Below are 17,178 nucleotides of genomic sequence, written 5' to 3'. Positions count from 1 at the left end.
TCGTTCAAGGTATTTGCTAAAGCAGTGAAAGAATACATTCATTATTTCAACAAGGAAAGGATTCAGAAAAAAACAAAATGGATGCCTCCCGAAATATATCGGGAAACATCCACTAATGCCATTTAACTAATTTATATGCGTCCAGTTTTTGGGGTACACATCATTTCTTCGCAGTCTCTTTTCCTATGGTTTTGCTATTTACAAAGACAACGCAACTGCTGTACAGCAGCAATCTTCCCCCAGCTAGGATTCATTTAGGAAGCAGTTGTTAGTTTTCCACTTATGGTCTTTTTCCATTTGCTTTTTACAAATTCGGATCAGATGGGTCCAGATACGAGGAGCTCCCGGCCTCAGCGACGACGGCGGACCTGAGACGTCAGCAATCTGATAGCGCAGCGACGCGGGAGCTGTTGCGCAAAGGTTCTCCGAAGCGGTGCCTCCAAAAACAAAGCGGCGACGCGTGAGTTTCCTTGCGGCCAGAGGCCGGTACGTCGAGGAGATTGAGGTCGCGGGCGACAAAGTAGATGGGGCCATATGGGCCGAAGATTGAAAAAATCTTCCGCTTTGATAAGCTGGGTGCGGGAGGTGACGACACGTGGTTAGGAGGGGGAGCGCCCAGGCGTAAGGTATCCCCCAATCAGGAACGTATCGTCGTACGAATCGTCATCCTCGATTGCGTCCCTAAAATAAGAAGTAAGCAATGAAGGCACCGTAATCTGAAGAATCGGCGCGATTTGTACGACGAACAAGAAACTCTTAGTCTAAAGCAGCAAAGCCTGTTTTGAGATCTTCCAAGATATCATCAATATGTTCCGCCCCAATGGAAAGACGGATTGTTGACGGCGTAATCCCTGAACTAAGGAGTTCTTCTTCCGTCATCTGTGAATGGGTTGTTGAGGCCGGATGGATTACAAGGCTCTTCACATCTGCTACATTTGCCAGAAGGGAGAAGACCTTCAGATGATCGATGAAGGTACGGGCCGCTTCTGGACCGCCCTTGATTTCAAAAGTAAAGATGCTGATCCCGCCATGGGGGAAATATCTCCGATAGAGTTCATGATCGGGATGATTGTCAAGGGAAGGATGATTCACCTTGGCTACATGGGGATCATGGGCAAGGAAGTCGACAACCTTAAGGGCATTTTCCACTTGCCGCTCTACACGCAGGGAAAGGGTCTCCGTTCCCTGAAGGAGCATAAAAGCCGCAAAAGGAGACAGGGTAGCTCCCAAGTCGCGGAGAATGACAGCCCGAACATAAGTAACAAAAGCAGCCGCTCCCACATCACGCGTAAAGCTCAGACCATGATAGCTGGGATTTGCCTCCACAAGCCAAGGGAATTTACCCGATGCAGCCCAATCAAATTTGCCGCTGTCCACAATAACCCCGCCCAGGGTCGTACCATGACCGCCAATGAATTTTGTCGCCGAGTGGACAACGATGTCGGCACCAAACTCAAAAGGACGGACGAGATAAGGCGTAGCAAAGGTATTATCCACCACAAGGGGGATTCCATGTTTATGGGCAATCTCCGCCACGGCGCCGATGTCAATGAGGTTGGCATTCGGATTGCCTACGGTCTCAATGTAAAGGAGCTGCGTATTTTCCCGGATGGCCCCTTCAAAAACGGATGAACCCTTTGTCGGATCGACAAAGGTCGTTTCAATGCCAAAATCAGGCAAGGTATGGGCAAAAAGGTTATAGGTCCCGCCATAGATGGTTGTTGCGGCCACAATGTGGTCATCCTTATGGCAAAGGGCCTGGATGGTATAGCTGATGGCCGCCGCCCCCGTTGCGGTCACAAGTGCTCCCACGCCGCCTTCCAGTGCAGCAAGGCGTTTTTCAAGGACATCGCTTGTTGGATCCCCCAGCCGGCTGTAAATGAAACCAGCATCCTTCAAGGCAAAACGGTCCGATGCTTGGGCAGAATCCTTAAAGACGTAGGATGTACTCATGTAAATCGGTACGGCACGGGCCCCGGTCGATGGGTCCGGCTGTTCCTGCCCTACATGGAGCTGCAGTGTTTCAAAATGATACGCTTTTCCTTCACTCATCACAATACCCCCTATAGTCAATTCATAGTCTTAAAATATGAATTGATTATAGGGGGTACAAAATGACCTGTCAACTAGTTAGGCAAGTTCTCCACCAAGGAAGATTCGACTATTCCAAATGTTACAGTTTGCTTGGACGTTCGTATGATGAGTCGTATGATGATTCATCTGATCAAGCCTTTTTGGAAAGCATCCATACCATGACCATGATGCACAGGGCACCCGCCATTTCCACAAAACCCACGCGGTTTCCCATAAAGAGGATGGATACCGCATAAGCGGACAGCGGTTCAAAAGCCGCAAGGGCACCGGTTTCCGAGGCGGGGATATATTTCGTGCTTTCAAGGTACACCGTATAGGCAATGAGGGTTCCCAGGACAATGATGATACCAAAGGCGGCAAGGGTACCTGCCGTCCACAGGGTCCCTTCAAGGGTTGGATGATTGAGGGCCATAAGGAGCAGGGCGTTGCCCAGGCTCCCCCAGCCGATAATCAGAAAGGTCGGATAGCGGTGCAGGAGATCGGCGGCGAAAGCCGTATAAAATGCCATACCAAAGGCGCTCAGGATGCCCCAGAAAAGGGCTTCCCGAGAGATGGCAAGCGCTGCTCCCTCCCCTTTTGTCGCAATGAGGAAGGTTCCGACAATGGCAAGGAAAGCGGCCACTGCTTCCCGCCGACGAGGACGCCGTCGTTCCAAAATAAGGTAATAACCCAGCAGGATAACGGGCATGAGATACTGCAGGACCGTTCCTGTTGCTGCATTGCTGTAATGGATGGCAATCGTAAAAGGAACCTGCATGGTATAAAGACCCAGGACCGTAAAGCGAAGGAGCCTCAAAAAATCCTTTTTGACAGGTTCCAGGAGCTTTTCCCCACGCAGGCCGCTGATCAAAAGAAAGACCGCGGCCGTGACAACCATGCGGATTGCAAGGACCGTATCCCAGGAAAAATGTTGATAAGTCATGAGGTATTCCAAACTGTTGCTGCTGCTTCCCCATAGCGTTGCCCCAACAAGAACAAGCATCACCCCATATTGATGTGTTTTTTTCATAATCGTGGTCCTTTCCAAAAAGGTCAGCTTTCTTCAAAGGGATCGGCCCAGACCGCATCGCTGAGGCTAAAGAGCGCTTGATAGCGAGGACATGATTCATCATGATCGTTGATGACGCCGACAGCTTCAAGATAGGAATAAATGGTGACAGGTCCGACAAAGGAAAAGCCCCGCTTCTTAAGGTCCCGGCTGATAGCCCTGGATAGGCCATTGGCGGTCGGGAGGGTCCCTGTCCCATGCCCTTTGTAAAAGAGGGTCTTTCCCTTTGTATACCCCCAAAGATAGCGGTCAAAACTGCCATATTCCTTGGCAACGGCAAGATAGGCCCGGGCATTTTTGATGACGGCACGAATCTTGCGTTCCGAATGGATGACACCGTCCGTGGCCATGATACGGGTCACGTCGCATTCCCCAAAAGTGGCAATGGTCAGAGGGTCAAACCCCCTAAATGCCTCTTTCAAGGCCTCCCGTTTTTTGAGGATAAGATCCCAACTCAGTCCGCACTGCAGGGCCTCAAGCATCAAGAATTCAAAAAGGGCCCGATCATCATGGAGCGGAACGCCCCATTCCTGATCATGATAGGCCTTCATCAACGGATTGATCGTACACCAAGCGTGACAGCTCATGTTGCCCTCCCAAAAGATTCTCTTCGCATTGTACCATGAGTCGGCAGGAAAGAAAACCGCTTCCCGAGAAGTGTTCTTTTAGACTATTTGTTCAAGTTTTTTCCGAAATAACAATTGTTTTTTACTAGGCTTTCAGTATATAATAATAGCGAATGAAAAACGACTCTATTCTTTGATAGCTTTCGTTATTGATGAGAAAAATCATGGCTATCATCCGGGATGATGGAGCTCCTGGAAGCTATCGTTCCATTTTAGCGTGTCAGGCCCAAGATTTGCCTGGCAGAAGAGTAGACGCACTTATGGGGAGGGAGAAATCATATGCCCAAAGAAAACAGTACGCATCAAGTCGATCCCATGGATAAATGGGTCTCTATTGAACAGGCAGCAAATTACCTAGGGGTCAGTGTGGTTACGGTTCGTTCCTGGCTGCGTGAAAAGCGTGGCATTCCAGCAGTCAAAATTGGAAAGCAGTGGAAATTCCGGCTTTCTGACCTTGAAAAATGGGTCACCAGCGGAGGCAGCCAATTCGGTTCTGACAAAGAGGAAGAATAAAAAAGATGACCGGTTCCCAAAGGAGCTGGTCATCTTTTTTATTCGAAAGTCCTGAGCCCTTTCAGCATCAGAAGGTTGCCAGGTCAAAAACGTGAAGCCCCAGTTCCCGGGAAAGGACCTGCAGAATCTTTTCACCGCCGACGGAGTTTCCCTTTTTGTTGAGCATCGGCCCAAAGGTACCAATGCCCACCCCTTTACGGGAAATGGCCACGATGCCGCCGCCGACACCACTTTTACTAGGCAGTCCGACCTTAACTGCATATTCGCCCGATTCATCATACATGCCGCAGAGCATCATGAGGGTCGTCACAATCCGTACAATGGTGGGATCGATTAGCTGCTCACCTGTATCAGGATCGATGCCGTGGTTGGAAAGGACCATACCATAACGGGCAAGATCCTTGGCCGTTACCATGACAGAGCACATGCGGAAGTAAATATCGAGGATATCTTCCGGTTCTCCATCAAGGACATTGTCGCTCTTTAGGAGAAAAGCAATGGAACGATTCCGCGTCCCCGTTCGTTTTTCAGACTGATAGACTTCTTCATTGAGACTGATGCGAGGATTATTGCAGACTTTACGGACAAGTTCCAGGAAACTGCCGAAGGGATCTTCCGTTTCTACACAGCTTGCCGTAACGATGGCACCCGCATTGATCATGGGATTAAAAGGACGCCAATCCTTTAATTCCAGCTGCAGGATGCTGTCAAAGCGATCACCAGTTGGCTCCATGCCAATTTTACTGAAGACTTTATCGTAACCCGCCGTCTGAAGCGCCAAGATAAGGGAAAAAGTCTTGGAAATGCTCTGCATGGTGAAGGGAATGTTGTAATCCCCGGCCTTATAGATGGTCCCATCTTTTTTCATGAGACAGACGCCAAGGTTGGACGAATCGGCCTTGGCAAGTTCTGGGATGTAGCTTGCCACCTTACCTTCATAAAGGACGTTGCGTCCTTTTTCGAGAGCCATTTCCAAGATGGATTGTACGTCAACTGCCATAGTGTGTAACCCCTTTCTCAATGAAATTATTTCCAGAAATCAAGTTCTTCGGGGTCCATCCCGATGGATTCCGCTTTAAAGACCGGATCAAGGCCCTGCGCTTTTTGCTTTTCGTAGTCTTTGTAGGCCTTGATGACAACGCCGGATAGGGCAACACAGGCCGGCAGATTGATGAGAGTCATGCCGCCCATGGTGATATCGGCAAGACTCCAAGCTGCCGTCATGGGAATGATGGCCCCAATAAAGACAATAAGGATGGCATAGATGTGGAATCCTCTCATGAAGGACGGGCTCGGCATCTTCTTACCATTCAGGTACGCAAGTCCATTTTCACAATAATAGATATTGCCGATGAGGGTCGTAAAGGAGAAAATCAACATAGCCACAGTAATAAAGAGCGGTCCAAAATGCCCCAGCTCGCTGAAAAGGGAGTTTTGTACCCAAACCGCACCAGCGGCTTCCTTGGTAGGGACCACACCGGAAACAAAGCACATGAAGGCCGTGGCATTGCAGAGGATGATCGTATCGATATAGACCGTAAGCATCTGCACGAGGCCCTGCTTGACCGGATGGGATACGATGGCTGAAGCAGCGGCGTTTGGTGCAGATCCGACCCCTGATTCATTGGAATACAGGCCGCGTTTGATGCCCATGACAAGGCAGCTGCCTGCTACACCGCTAAGGATAGCCTTGAAATTGAATGCGTCTTCGAGGATCATGGAAATGACATAGGGGATCATGCCAAGATTCATGACAAGGACGATGGCCGTTACAATGACATAAGCCACACCCATGAAGGGCACAAGGATACTGGCCGCTTTTTCGATTCGTTTGGCACCCCCCATGACACAGGCCCCACACAAGATGGCAAGGATGGCCCCGATGATGGCGGGCGTCACGCTGGGATCATAGAAACTGTAGACAGAGAAAGTAGACTGTACATTGTAGGAGCAGACAAGGTTAAAACCAAAAGAATAGGTCAGAAGCAGAAAGACAACAAAAGCCGTGGCAAGGGTCTTGTTGTGGAGGGCATCTTCGATGTAATAAGCCGGTCCGCCATAGCTTGTCCCATCGGAATTTTTCCGCTTATAGATCTGCGCCAAGGTGCACTCCACAAAAGATGATGCGGCCCCAATAAGGGCCATGACGGTCATCCAGAAGACGGCGCCAGGACCGCCGAGGCAGATTGCCGTAGAGATTCCGATAATGTTGCCCGTTCCAACGCAGGCAGCCGAAGAGACCATCAGCGCCTGAAAAGGGCTCGTCCCCTTTTCATCCGTCGGTTTTGCCATGACAAGACGCATCCCCTCGGGGAGCCGGTGAATCTGTACAAATCCCATGCGGAGGCTGAAATAAAGACCGGCCGCGGCCATGACCACAAGCAGGATGGGATAATAGAGGACACTGTCGATTGCATCAAGGATTTCTACTATGTTCGCACTTCCTTTTCACTGTTTTAACAATAGTTCGAATATTTTCATTTCTATTATAATGAAAACGGGGGCATCAGCGATAATTGGAATGCTGCATGTGGGGTATTGCATTTATAAATGGCCCTCATGAAAATCTCTTTCCCCCTCATTCCTATGATATAATAGCCATATCACAGCATCGGAACCAATGAGTAAAGGAAATCACCATGGATACAAATAATTTACGCTATTTTGCTGCCGTCGCCAAATACGGCTCCATTACCCAAGCAGCCAAAGCCGCCTATATTTCCCAACCCCAGCTGAGCCACATCATCCGCCAGCTGGAAAAGGAAATGGGGCTTACCCTCTTCCGCCGAACCAGCCACGGGACAAAACTCACTGTCGACGGTCAGCGCATCCTCCTCCACTGTCAGGTCATCCTCAAGGAAATGGACCGCCTCCAGAACATGGTGAATGCCCACCGCATCGAAAAAAGCTGCCTCAATGTAAGCATGACCCGATTTTCCCATACAGCAGAGTGCTACAACGAGATTTGCCGACGCTATCAGGACATTGACAGTTTTACGGGCCGGCTCTGTGAAGGAGCCACCCTCGATGTCGTCCAAGATGTAAAGGAAAACCGCTCCAACATCGGCATCCTTCATATGGCCGGAAAAGAGGCGGACGATCTTGCTAGGAACTTTGAGGAGCAGGGCCTTATCTATGAACCCCTTGCCACCTTTCGGCCTTATGTATGCCTTTCCTCGGAACATGAACTCATCCGCACCGTTGGACGCCATGGTATCGACATCCGAGAACTTGTCGACTACGGCTTTGTCCGCTACATTGGCCAGTATGAGGATTTTATCTATCATCTGACGACGGAATCAGGCCCCATCGACCTGAACAACGCCCGCAAGATCATCTACGTCAATGACCGTCAGGAACAGATGCGCCTCCTGTCGCGAACCAATTTCTTTACTGTGGGCATCATGGAATTCCGGGACCAAGATTCCCTCTACGGTGTCATCTCCGTACCGCTCCTTGGCTGCGAGGAACGGTTCCGCTTTGGCGCCATTCGAAAAAAAGAGACCAAACCTTCCCAGATGGAGCAGGATTTCCTCGACCTTGTGTCCACCCGCTTCAAAAGAATGGAGATGGCGGACATCGACTAACCTTGAAAAAGGACTGGAAAAGAAGGATTTTCCTTCTCTTCCAGTCCTTTTTTGCAGTTCCGATCAGAGGCGGACCAACTGGGCATCACTGATACCGTCAAGGTTCCGTACAATCTCAAGGGTAGCCCCATCGACCGCGCTGTCGACGGTGAGTACCATCATGGCAGTCCCTTCTTTTTTCTTACGGCTGACCTGCATGGTCGCAATGTTGACGTGTCCGGCGCCCAAAAGGGTCCCAATCTGACCAATCATCCCCGGTTTATCATCATTGCGGGCAAAAATCATGTAAGGCGCCGGAATCGTATCGAACTGATAGCCCTCGACTTCCGTAATATGAGGCTGATTATCCGGCGTCACCATGCCAGCTGCCGTAAAGCTCTCCTTACCAGCCCCAATGCGGACAGCCACTCGGTTCATGCGGCCCTCCCCCTTGACCTTACCTTCTGTCACAGTAATGCCCCGCGTTTCAGCGGCCAGTTCAGCATTGACCATATTGACCCGTTCCCGCAGGACCGGTGACAAGAGACCTTGAAGGATGCTGCGGGTCACCATCTGCGTCTCCTGCTGGGCCGCGGCCCCTTCATAAACAATCTCCAGCCGGTCCACCGGTGCTTTTTTCAATTGATAGTAAAGTTTTCCCAAGGCATCCCCCAGTGCAAGGTAGCCCCGCAGATCTTCCAGTTCCGTTGCCGCAATGGCAGGAAGGTTCACGGCGTTGGGAACCATCTTGCCGCCAAGGACATTGATGACTTCCTCGGCTATGGCAAGGCCCACCTTATCCTGAGCCTCAAAAGTGCTGGCCCCAAGGTGGGGCGTCACAACGCATTGAGGCATCCCGATGAGGGGAGAGATGGGATTGGGTTCATCCACCACAACGTCAAGCCCGACGCTTGCTACGATTCCTTCCTTCACTGCTTCGGCAAGGTCCTGTTCATTGTAAAGCCCGCCGCGGGCACAGTTGACGACGCGAACACCTTTCTTGCACTTCTTCCATTCAGCCGCGCCCAGCATATTGACCGTCTCTTCCGTCTTAGGCGTGTGGATGGTAATGACATCCGCTTCTTTCAGCAAATCATCCAAGGTCTCACATTTTTCCACACCAAGGCGCTGAAAACGGGAATCAGGGATATAAGGATCATAGGCAATGACGCGCATATCAAAGGCATGCATGCGCTTTGTAACAAGAGCCCCAATGCGGCCAAGCCCAATGATGCCAAGCGTTTTATGATAGAGCTCGCTGCCTTTGAGGTCCTTGCGTTCCCAGATGCCTTCTTCGAGCATCTTGTTGGCCCGGACCGTATTGCGGCAGCTTGCAAGCAGGAGACCGATGGTATGTTCAGCGGCCGAAATGATATTGGCTTCCGGCGTATTGACCACAATGATGCCCCGTTTGGTGGCACCGTCAAGATCGATATTATCCACACCATTGCCAGCCCGGCCAATCACCTTGAGTTTTTTTGCCGCATCATACAGCTCCTCGTTGACCTTTGTCACGCTGCGGACAATGAGGGCATCATAATTCCCAATGACCTGTAAGAGATCCTCCCGCTTGATGTCAAAATCAACGGTCACATCAAGGGCCTTCTCAGCCTTTAGGCAGACCACCCCCTTATCCGAGATCCGTTCCGCGACAAGCACTTTTTGTTTTTCCATGATGCTTCCTCCTCTCGGCGCCCGTAAAAAGAAAACTCCCATCCCTGCGACAACAGTCGCCAAGGACGGGAGAAGCTCTCACGTGGTGCCACCTTGTTTTACCCAATGGGCCTTCAAACGGGGTAACGGCCGCACTGCCCGGATAGGTTCTTTCCCTATCATTTCCGGAGCGGATTCCAAGACCCACCCTGCCGCGTTCCACCTTATCGCGGCTCTCTTGGAGGATGGGAGACCTGTACTATTCTCCTTCATCAATAATTTTAATGATATTAATTAAATGTTTTAAACTTTATGTTCTGTATTTTAGTTTCTTTCGTTTTGTTTGTCAAGAGCATTTGAAAATTTTTCGGCTCGGGCAAGATGGTCCTTCAGGATTTTGGAACGCTGGGATACGGCCTCCAAGGCAGAAGCCGCATCGTCTATTTTTTTCTGGGCCCGGTCCACAGCAAGATCAAAGCTTTCCATATCCTGCTGGATCCTGACAACAAAACGCCAGACTTCACTCGTCTTTTTCTCCACCATCAGGGTCCTAAATCCCATGAGCAGGCTGTTGATGAGTGCAGCAAGCGTTGTTGGACCGGCCACGGTCACGCGATATTTCTGCTGCAGTTCCGACAAAAGGCCGGGCACAGAGGTCACTTCCGCAAAGAGCCCTTCAAGGGGCAGATAGAGGATGCCAAAATCCGTTGAGTACGGCGGGGCAATATATTTATCCCGAATATCCCGGGCTTCCTGCTTTACCCGGGCCGCCAATCCTTTTAAGGCCTGCTGCGCGGCATCTTCATCATCCGTTTCACGGGCTTCCAGAAGACGCAGGTAATCTTCTTGGGGCAGTTTTGCATCAATAGGAAGCCAGACAGGCGTCTTTCCATCCTTCCCGGGAAGACAGATGGCAAATTCCACCCGTTCCTGACTTCTTGGCCGGATGGCTACATTCGTTCCATACTGATCAGGGGCCAGCATATCGCTAAGCAGGCGCGCCAACTGCATTTCACCCCAAATGCCGCGATTTTTGACATTCCCCATCACCTTCTTAAGATCCCCTACATTCTGGGAAAGGCTCTGGAGCGTTCCCAAGCTGCGGCTCACCTGCTGAAGTCGGTCGCTGACAACGCTCATGGACAAGGTCACCTTCTGATCAAGGCTCGAACGCAGCTGTTCTGCATTCTGCCGGGCTACCTCGGCCTCGTAGGCATCCCGTTCCCGGAGCGAACGCTGCATCTGGAAGAGCAGGATGATGGTAAAAAGGAGGGCCCCCAACAAGAGGGCAAGAAGGAGCAATTCCATATCAATGCGTTCCTTTCTTCAGTTTTTGGGGCGGGACAGCTGTCAGCCACTGCCGATCCGCTTCACCAGGGCGAAAGAGCTTAGCATCAAACCACGTATAATAAAAGCGCTGGCTGGGGACAATGCCGTAGCCATCCTGCAAATGATCGGTTGTGTCATAGGGATCGGCCATGATCAGGACATCATTGGCCCCCTTGTCATCTCCAAGGGAATCAAACCCGATAATAACGCGCCAATGACCGCCCCAATCCACATTTTCAACCATAATAGGAATGCCTTGGGAAAGGTTCTGCTTCACAAAGGCCACAAAGGCCTCATAGGTTTCCGGGGAACCATCCGTGAGGGAAGAATGGACCGTCCAGCCCATACCGGTAAAATAACGCACCATTCCCCTTGTATTTGTTCCTACATCTTCCATTCCCCACGGATGCGTTTCCATGATGCGGGCGATTTCCATTTCACTATGAGGCGATTTGCCAAGATAATAGTCAGCGACCGTAAGTGCCGCTGCCGGGCCGCAGGTATATTCCGTCTCCTGCTGATGCGTCCGGTAGTGGGAAAGGAGAAGCAATGAGCCGTGAGACTTCATCCGGTAAAAATCAGGATGGACATAATAGGGGGAATCCTTTTGATCGAATTGATGAAGATAGGCAGCTGGACCGCCACCGTCTTTTTTTAGGGCTTCCGTAAGATCCGGGGCTGCAAAAGCCACCGCGCTTCCCGCAGTAAGGACAAAGGTCAAAAACAGCGCTGCTGGATGTAGTAACTTCATGATAGGTCGCCTTCTTTCCATTATTCAAACTTTTGTTTGTAAATTCCTTTTTATTATAACAAGTTTTTTCATTTTTGGTAGCCCCTAGCCTCTTTCCTACTCTACAAAACAAAAAAGGAGTGGTATACTATTAATTAATTAATCAATTAATCAATTAATAGAAAGGAAGATTGCCATGAAAAAAAGGGATCCCAGCCTTACGATCAGGGCCCTTATTACAGCGGCGGAAGCGCTGTTTACACAAAAAGGGTATTATCCCGTCACCATCAAGGAACTAGGAGAAAAGGCCGGCTGCAGTCCCGCCCTTATTTCCTATTACTTTGGAGGCAAGAAAGACCTATACCGCGCTGTCGTGGACCGACAGCTCTCGATCATTGATGACCTCAAGCAGGAAACGAAAGAGACCCCTCTTGATTCCCTGCAAAAAATTCATTATTTCCTAAAGGCCCTGCTCCGTACCCAGCTTGATCCGTCAGGCCATCTCGATCTTTGCTACAAGGAACTCATCATGCCCTCGGGCCTTCTTGATGATACGGTTTGGCAGCGGATCCTTTCCATGGGGAACTATTTGAAATCCCTTTTCCAAAAGGCTGCCGAAGAAGGTCTCCTGAACCCATTTCCCGATGAGAGGGCGCTTTCCCATATCGTCTTTACGGTGGAATCCATTACGGAAACCCTCTACCTTGTCAAGGACCGGGCAACTCCCCTTAACCCCGATCATAGACCAACAGAAGAAGTCCTCGATGAACTCATCGATTTTGTCATGACACCCATGAAAAGAGCAGAAAGGAGTCCCAAGCCATGAATCAAATCAAAGCCTATATGGCCCATCATAAAAAACGGATTGCCCTGATTGCCGCGTTCTTCTTCCTCATCCTTTTGGGGCGCGCTCTCTACCAGATCCTTTTCCCACCCAAGACCGCCAAGACCATTCCTTATGTAAGGACCATAACGGTCGGTACGGATGAAACGAGTGGGACCTACACCTATCCTGGCACAGTCCGAGGCAAATATGAATCCGTCCTTTCCTTCCAGGTAAACGGGCGCATCACCAAACGCCTCGTAAACCTCGGCGATACGGTAAAAGCCGGCGACGTCCTCATGACCATTGATCCAAAGGATGTAAGGGAACAAGTCAGGAACGCTGAAGCAGCCGTAAATGCCGCCGCCAGCCGAGCCAAGCTTGCCCGCGACAATGCCAGCCGCTACGAAGCCCTCTATGAAGAGGGAGCCGTCAGCGCCTCCTTGTGGGACCAGTATCGGACCGAGGAAGAAGCCGCCAGTGCCGCCCTTTCCCAGGCATCAGCCAGTCTCCAAACGGCCCAGAACCAGCTCAGCTATACAGAACTTACGGCCGATCATGACGGCGTCGTAGCCGCCCTTTCCGGCGAAGTGGGACAAGTAGCCACAGCGGGAAGCCCCATGGCAACCGTCATTCAGGACGGACAGCGGGAAGTGGAGATTTTCGTTCCCGAAAGCCGACTTGCGTCCATTGCACCAGGAACTCCCGTCACGGTAACTTTCTGGGCCCTTCATAACGAAGAAGCAGCAGGTACGGTCCGTTACATCTCCCCCATGGCAGACCCTGCTACAAAGACCTACAAGGTCCGGGTTTCCCTCACGGAAATGCCTCAAGGGGCGCAGCTTGGTATGACCGCAAAAGTGGCTTTAATGAAAAAAGGCACAGCCGCCCTCATGGTTCCTCGTTCCGCCCTCTATGAAGCTGCCGGGAAAACTGGCATCTGGGTTGTCACGGATGGCCGCGTCTTTCTGCATCCTGTTACCTTGGGCAGTTACGAAGATGACACGGTTACGATTACCGATGGCCTGACAGAAGGCGACTGCATCGTCACGGGCGGCATCAGCAAACTCAAGGAAGGGATGGAGGTCAAAGTGGAAGGAAGTGACACCTGATGAACTTCAATTTATCCCGTTGGTGCGTCAAGCACCGGCAAGTCGTCTATTTCTTTACGGTTCTCATTTTCATCGCCGGCATCTTTTCCTTCCACAGTTTGGGCCGCAGTGAAGACCCAAACTTTGTCGTCCGCCAGATGGTCATTTCCGCGGCCTGGCCCGGGGCCACGGCGGATGAAATGCAGGAACTTGTGACCAGCAAGCTGGACAAGATGGTCCAAGCCACACCGGACATCGACTATATTACGAGCTATTCCCGCCCCGGCGTTTCAGTCGTAAACGTCATCCTAAAAGAACAGGTCCCCAACAGCGAGGTTCGCAAACATTGGCTGGAAGTTCGCAATTATGTCATCGATCATCAGTCAGAACTGCCGGACGGCATCTATGGGCCTTACTTCGATGATCGTTTTGATGATGTCTACGGCAATATCTATGCTCTCACATCGGACAGCTTCTCCAAGGAAGACCTGCGCGCCAAGGCTGAAGAGCTAAAGCGCCAGTTTTACACCGTTCCCGATGTATCCAAAGTGGAACTCATTGGTGAGCAGCCCATGAACATCTACATCCGCATGTCCAATACCAAACTCGCCGAGCTGGGACTTTCCCTTGACAGCGTCACCAGCGCCATCCGCGGTGAAACGGCCATGGCGGCCACAGGAACTGTCGATGCCAAAGGGGACAACGTCCAGATTCGGGTTACAGGCATGACAAAGGCCCTTGATGAAATCCGCAGCATCCTGATTACACAAGGCGGACGGACCTTCCGTTTGGGGGATATTGCCAGCGTAACCCAGGAATACCCCGACCCGCCTGAACCCAAGATGTATGCCAACGGCAAAGAAGCTATCGGCATCGCCATTTCCATGAAAGATGGCGGCAATAATATTACCTTGGGCCATAATTTAGAAAAACTGACAGCAAAAATGCAGGCAGAACTGCCCTTGGGAATGGATCTTTCCCAAGTAGCTAACCAACCCAAGGTTGTTGAGGACTCCATCAGTGAATTTACGGAAGGGCTCTATGAAGCCATCCTCATCGTCCTTGTTGTGAGCCTTTTTTCCATGGGGCGCCAATGCGGCTATGTCATTTCCGTCTGTATTCCCCTTGTCCTTATGGGCTCCTTTGTAGGGATGTACCTCATGGGAATCGATCTGCACAAGATTTCCCTAGGGGCCCTGATCATCTCCCTTGGAATGCTCGTTGATGACGCGATTGTCGTTGTCGAGCTCATGGAAGTCAAGATGAGCGAAGGCATGGACCGCCTTGAAGCAGCCACCTACGCCTTTAAGACAAACGGCATGACCCTTTGCTTTGGGACCATGATCACCTGTGCCAGTTTTCTTCCTATTGCCTTTGCGAATTCAAATGTATCGGAATTTGCGGGCTCCCTTTTCCCGGTCATCACCATGACCCTCATGTTCTCCTGGTTTGTTTCCCAAACCGTTGCCCCCACCTTGGGCTATGAATGGATCAGGCCTAAAGTGATTGAACAGGAAAGTTATGACACACCTTTTTACAATAAGTTCCGCCGTATCATCGATTGGTGCCTGGCCCACCGCAAGACGGTCATCGCCGGCTCCCTCACCTGCCTGCTGGGGTCCATAGGCCTTCTCTCCCTCGTCAAACAGGAGTTCTTTCCCGAATCGGTGCGTCCTGAGGTCATTACAGAGCTTCACCTCCCCGAAGGCGCCGGCATCAAGGAAAGTGACCGTGCCATGAATACCCTCATGAAGGCGATCGACGGTGACCCTGATGTCGATCACTATTCGGCCTATATCGGCAAAAGTTCCCCTCGTTTCATTCTCGTTCTAAATCCCGTCCAGCCCCGTGACAACTATGCCCAGCTCGTCACGGTTGCAAAGGACGTTAAGGCCCGGGAACGCGTTGCCAAAAAGATTGATAAGATCATCAAAATGGAGCTGCCGGAAGTAACAGCCTATTCCAAGTCGATTCCTCTCGGACCGCCGAAGGATTATCCCGTCATGTTCCGTGTTTCCGCCCCGACAGCGGATCTATGCCGTACCTATGCAGCTAAGGTTCGGGATGAAATGGAAAAGAATCCCAATGTCACCATGACCATCTTCGACTGGATGGAAAAGGCCCCGGCGGTCAAGATTGAAATCGATAATGACCGTCTCAAGCAATTGGGCCTGACAAGAAGTACGGTAGCTAGTGTCCTATACGCCAATGTCTCCGGATATTCCTTCGCCCAGTATTATGACGGCGACCAAATCCGACCCTTGGTCTTCCAGCTTGACAAAAAGGACCGCAATTCCTTAAGCGACATGGAGGCCATCACCATTCCCACCGCATCGGGCTCCATTCCGCTCTCGCAGGTAGCCCGTATCACCCCGACTATGGAAAACAACATGATTTGGCGCCGCAATCTGCAGCCCACCATTACCATCGGTGCAGATGTCGGCAAAGGGGTTACAGGAAATGACGTGGCAAAAACCATCTGGAAAGATATGGAAGGCCTTCGGGAAAGCCTCCCGCCAGGCGTTACCATTGCCATCGATGGGCCACTGGAAAGCAGCACGCAGGCCACCCAGTACCTTCTGGGACCAATCCCGGGCATGCTCGTGCTGATGCTGATCCTTCTCATGTTCCAAATGAAAGACATCCGCAAGCTCTTTGTCATCCTTGCAACGGCGCCCCTGTGCATTACCGGGATTGCCCTGGGACTGCTCCTTTTCAATGCACCCATGGGTGTTATGGCAGAAGTAGGTTCCTTTGCCCTTATTGGCACGGTCATCCGCAACTCCATGGTCATCATCCAGCAGATTGACCTCCATGAAGAAGCTGGCATGACACCTTACGAAGCCGTTGTCGAGGCCTCCCTGGTGCGCTTCCGTCCCATCATGCTGGCCGCGCTCACAACCATCCTGGGTCTTGTCCCTATGTTTGCCAGTCCCTTCTGGAACGCCATGGCCATTGCCATGGCCTGCGGCCTTACGGGAGCTACGGCCCTCACCCTGCTCTTTTTGCCGACGCTTTACTGCACAGTCTATAGGATTAAATCCACTCGAAGCAAAAATCGCTCCGATTTGATGTAGCACGTGAGCCCCTTGCTTTAAAAAAGGATCGATATGAGGCAAGGGGCTCATGCCGTATCGTACGATAGCCCGTCTCACGATTTACGATAGTTGACGCCTGGGCGCTTCCCCTCCTAACCACGTGTCGTCACCTCCAGCGCCCAGCTATCAGGCAAGAAGCTAATGGAATAAAAACCTTGAGGCTGTATAACCATTATGTTATCAAAGTCACGGTTCTTGCCAATAACGTAATAAACCCATAATGAATAAACAAACGCGAGCCTGCGAAGAAATGTTCCCCCTATTCTCGCAGGCTCTTTTTTCATAGAGAGGGCGCTCCTTTATCCCTTGGGCAATCAAGACCCACGCCCGCATGGCCATAGGCGGCATTCCGACCTACCGGACGGGCATGGAAACACTCAAGGAGTATTTTGGCGAAGCCTAAGACGGCACAAAAAGAGACTGCGAAGGAATGAACCGCTCATTTGATGTGTACCCCAAAAACTGGACGCATATAAATTAGTTAAATGGCATTAGTGGATGTTTCCCGATATATTTCGGGAGGCATCCATTTTGTTTTTTTCTGAATCCTTTCCTTGTTGAAATAATGAATGTATTCTTTCACTGCTTTAGCAAATACCTTGAACGA

Annotated in this window: 15 protein-coding genes; 6 read left to right on the top strand and 9 right to left on the bottom strand. The window is 50.9% G+C overall.

Annotated elements, in window-relative coordinates; genetic code table 11:
• Nucleotides 1–126 (top strand): IS3 family transposase (locus H503_RS13005; protein WP_035196356.1); only part of this gene is annotated, 126 nt, incomplete at its 5' end.
• Nucleotides 127–756: 630 nt separating this feature from the next.
• Here the strand turns inward: H503_RS13005 and H503_RS0110055 are convergent.
• From H503_RS0110055 to H503_RS0110045, 3 genes are all read right to left on the bottom strand, one after another.
• Entirely contained in the window at nt 757–2,052 is a 1,296-nt protein-coding gene (locus H503_RS0110055) for an O-acetylhomoserine aminocarboxypropyltransferase/cysteine synthase family protein (protein WP_009015324.1), read from the bottom strand.
• A gap of 172 nt (nt 2,053–2,224) precedes the next feature.
• Nucleotides 2,225–3,103 carry a DMT family transporter gene (locus H503_RS0110050; protein ID WP_014129166.1) on the bottom strand — a complete coding sequence of 293 codons (879 nt, stop codon included), beginning with the start codon at nt 3,101–3,103 and terminating at the stop codon, nt 2,225–2,227.
• Nucleotides 3,104–3,126: 23 nt separating this feature from the next.
• Nucleotides 3,127–3,729: a DNA-3-methyladenine glycosylase I gene (locus H503_RS0110045; RefSeq protein ID WP_009015326.1), complete on the bottom strand. Its 603-nt coding sequence runs from the start codon at nt 3,727–3,729 to the stop codon at nt 3,127–3,129.
• A gap of 318 nt (nt 3,730–4,047) precedes the next feature.
• Between H503_RS0110045 and H503_RS0110040 the strand changes: the two genes are divergently transcribed.
• A complete protein-coding gene (locus tag H503_RS0110040) occupies nt 4,048–4,281 on the top strand; it encodes a helix-turn-helix domain-containing protein (protein WP_014129168.1) in 234 nt (77 codons plus the stop codon).
• A 67-nt stretch (nt 4,282–4,348) separates the two neighbouring features.
• Here H503_RS0110040 and glsA read toward each other — a convergent pair whose 3' ends face one another.
• Together glsA and H503_RS0110030 are read right to left on the bottom strand one after the other, a co-directional pair.
• Complete coding sequence (gene glsA / locus H503_RS0110035; RefSeq protein ID WP_009015328.1) at nt 4,349–5,281, bottom strand: glutaminase A; 933 nt, start codon at nt 5,279–5,281, stop codon at nt 4,349–4,351.
• Between the two features lie 26 nt (nt 5,282–5,307).
• Entirely contained in the window at nt 5,308–6,714 is a 1,407-nt protein-coding gene (locus H503_RS0110030; RefSeq protein WP_009015329.1) for an alanine/glycine:cation symporter family protein, read from the bottom strand.
• A 206-nt stretch (nt 6,715–6,920) separates the two neighbouring features.
• Between H503_RS0110030 and H503_RS0110025 the strand changes: the two genes are divergently transcribed.
• Nucleotides 6,921–7,868: a LysR family transcriptional regulator gene (locus H503_RS0110025; RefSeq protein WP_009015330.1), complete on the top strand. Its 948-nt coding sequence runs from the start codon at nt 6,921–6,923 to the stop codon at nt 7,866–7,868.
• A gap of 63 nt (nt 7,869–7,931) precedes the next feature.
• On the opposite strand, the gene serA is transcribed toward H503_RS0110025, so the two are convergent.
• From serA to H503_RS0110010, 3 genes are all read right to left on the bottom strand, one after another.
• Nucleotides 7,932–9,521: a phosphoglycerate dehydrogenase gene (gene serA, locus H503_RS0110020; RefSeq protein ID WP_009015331.1), complete on the bottom strand. Its 1,590-nt coding sequence runs from the start codon at nt 9,519–9,521 to the stop codon at nt 7,932–7,934.
• A gap of 303 nt (nt 9,522–9,824) precedes the next feature.
• The gene (locus tag H503_RS0110015; RefSeq protein WP_009015332.1) at nt 9,825–10,808 is read right to left on the bottom strand and encodes a DNA recombination protein RmuC; all 984 of its coding nucleotides are present in this window, start codon (nt 10,806–10,808) and stop codon (nt 9,825–9,827) included.
• A 1-nt stretch (nt 10,809) separates the two neighbouring features.
• On the bottom strand, nt 10,810–11,580 hold the full coding sequence (locus H503_RS0110010; protein ID WP_009015333.1) for a C39 family peptidase: 771 nt from the start codon (nt 11,578–11,580) through the stop codon (nt 10,810–10,812).
• Between the two features lie 175 nt (nt 11,581–11,755).
• Between H503_RS0110010 and H503_RS0110005 the strand changes: the two genes are divergently transcribed.
• The 3 genes from H503_RS0110005 to H503_RS0109995 are packed head-to-tail and all read left to right on the top strand — an operon-like array spanning nt 11,756 to nt 16,550.
• Nucleotides 11,756–12,385 carry a TetR/AcrR family transcriptional regulator gene (locus H503_RS0110005; protein ID WP_009015334.1) on the top strand — a complete coding sequence of 210 codons (630 nt, stop codon included), beginning with the start codon at nt 11,756–11,758 and terminating at the stop codon, nt 12,383–12,385.
• Nucleotides 12,382–13,494 (top strand): efflux RND transporter periplasmic adaptor subunit, encoded by a 1,113-nt coding sequence (locus H503_RS0110000; protein WP_009015335.1) that lies wholly within the window; start codon nt 12,382–12,384, stop codon nt 13,492–13,494. Before H503_RS0110005 ends, H503_RS0110000 begins: the two co-directional genes overlap by 4 nt.
• Nucleotides 13,494–16,550, top strand: a complete 3,057-nt coding sequence (locus H503_RS0109995) for an efflux RND transporter permease subunit (protein WP_014129172.1) — start codon at nt 13,494–13,496, stop codon at nt 16,548–16,550. Before H503_RS0110000 ends, H503_RS0109995 begins: the two co-directional genes overlap by 1 nt.
• Before the next feature lie 502 nt (nt 16,551–17,052).
• Here the strand turns inward: H503_RS0109995 and H503_RS13000 are convergent.
• Nucleotides 17,053–17,178 (bottom strand): IS3 family transposase (locus H503_RS13000; RefSeq protein ID WP_035196356.1); only part of this gene is annotated, 126 nt, incomplete at its 5' end.

Source organism: Acidaminococcus intestini DSM 21505, from assembly GCF_000425045.1.
Classification (GTDB): Bacteria; Bacillota; Negativicutes; order Acidaminococcales; family Acidaminococcaceae; genus Acidaminococcus; species Acidaminococcus intestini.
Note: the sequence above shows the minus strand (reverse complement) of the source record. Positions and strands in the feature narration are given on the sequence as shown.

Coding starts and splice junctions, on each gene's coding strand:
- H503_RS0110055 (WP_009015324.1), bottom strand. CDS start 2,052: ATGAGTGAAGGAAAAGCGTATCATTTTGAAACACTGCAGCTCCATGTA.
- H503_RS0110025 (WP_009015330.1), top strand. CDS start 6,921: ATGGATACAAATAATTTACGCTATTTTGCTGCCGTCGCCAAATACGGC.
- glsA (WP_009015328.1), bottom strand. CDS start 5,281: ATGGCAGTTGACGTACAATCCATCTTGGAAATGGCTCTCGAAAAAGGA.
- H503_RS0110000 (WP_009015335.1), top strand. CDS start 12,382: ATGAATCAAATCAAAGCCTATATGGCCCATCATAAAAAACGGATTGCC.
- H503_RS0110045 (WP_009015326.1), bottom strand. CDS start 3,729: ATGAGCTGTCACGCTTGGTGTACGATCAATCCGTTGATGAAGGCCTAT.
- H503_RS0110050 (WP_014129166.1), bottom strand. CDS start 3,103: ATGAAAAAAACACATCAATATGGGGTGATGCTTGTTCTTGTTGGGGCA.
- H503_RS0110040 (WP_014129168.1), top strand. CDS start 4,048: ATGCCCAAAGAAAACAGTACGCATCAAGTCGATCCCATGGATAAATGG.
- serA (WP_009015331.1), bottom strand. CDS start 9,521: ATGGAAAAACAAAAAGTGCTTGTCGCGGAACGGATCTCGGATAAGGGG.
- H503_RS0110005 (WP_009015334.1), top strand. CDS start 11,756: ATGAAAAAAAGGGATCCCAGCCTTACGATCAGGGCCCTTATTACAGCG.
- H503_RS0109995 (WP_014129172.1), top strand. CDS start 13,494: ATGAACTTCAATTTATCCCGTTGGTGCGTCAAGCACCGGCAAGTCGTC.
- H503_RS0110010 (WP_009015333.1), bottom strand. CDS start 11,580: ATGAAGTTACTACATCCAGCAGCGCTGTTTTTGACCTTTGTCCTTACT.
- H503_RS0110015 (WP_009015332.1), bottom strand. CDS start 10,808: ATGGAATTGCTCCTTCTTGCCCTCTTGTTGGGGGCCCTCCTTTTTACC.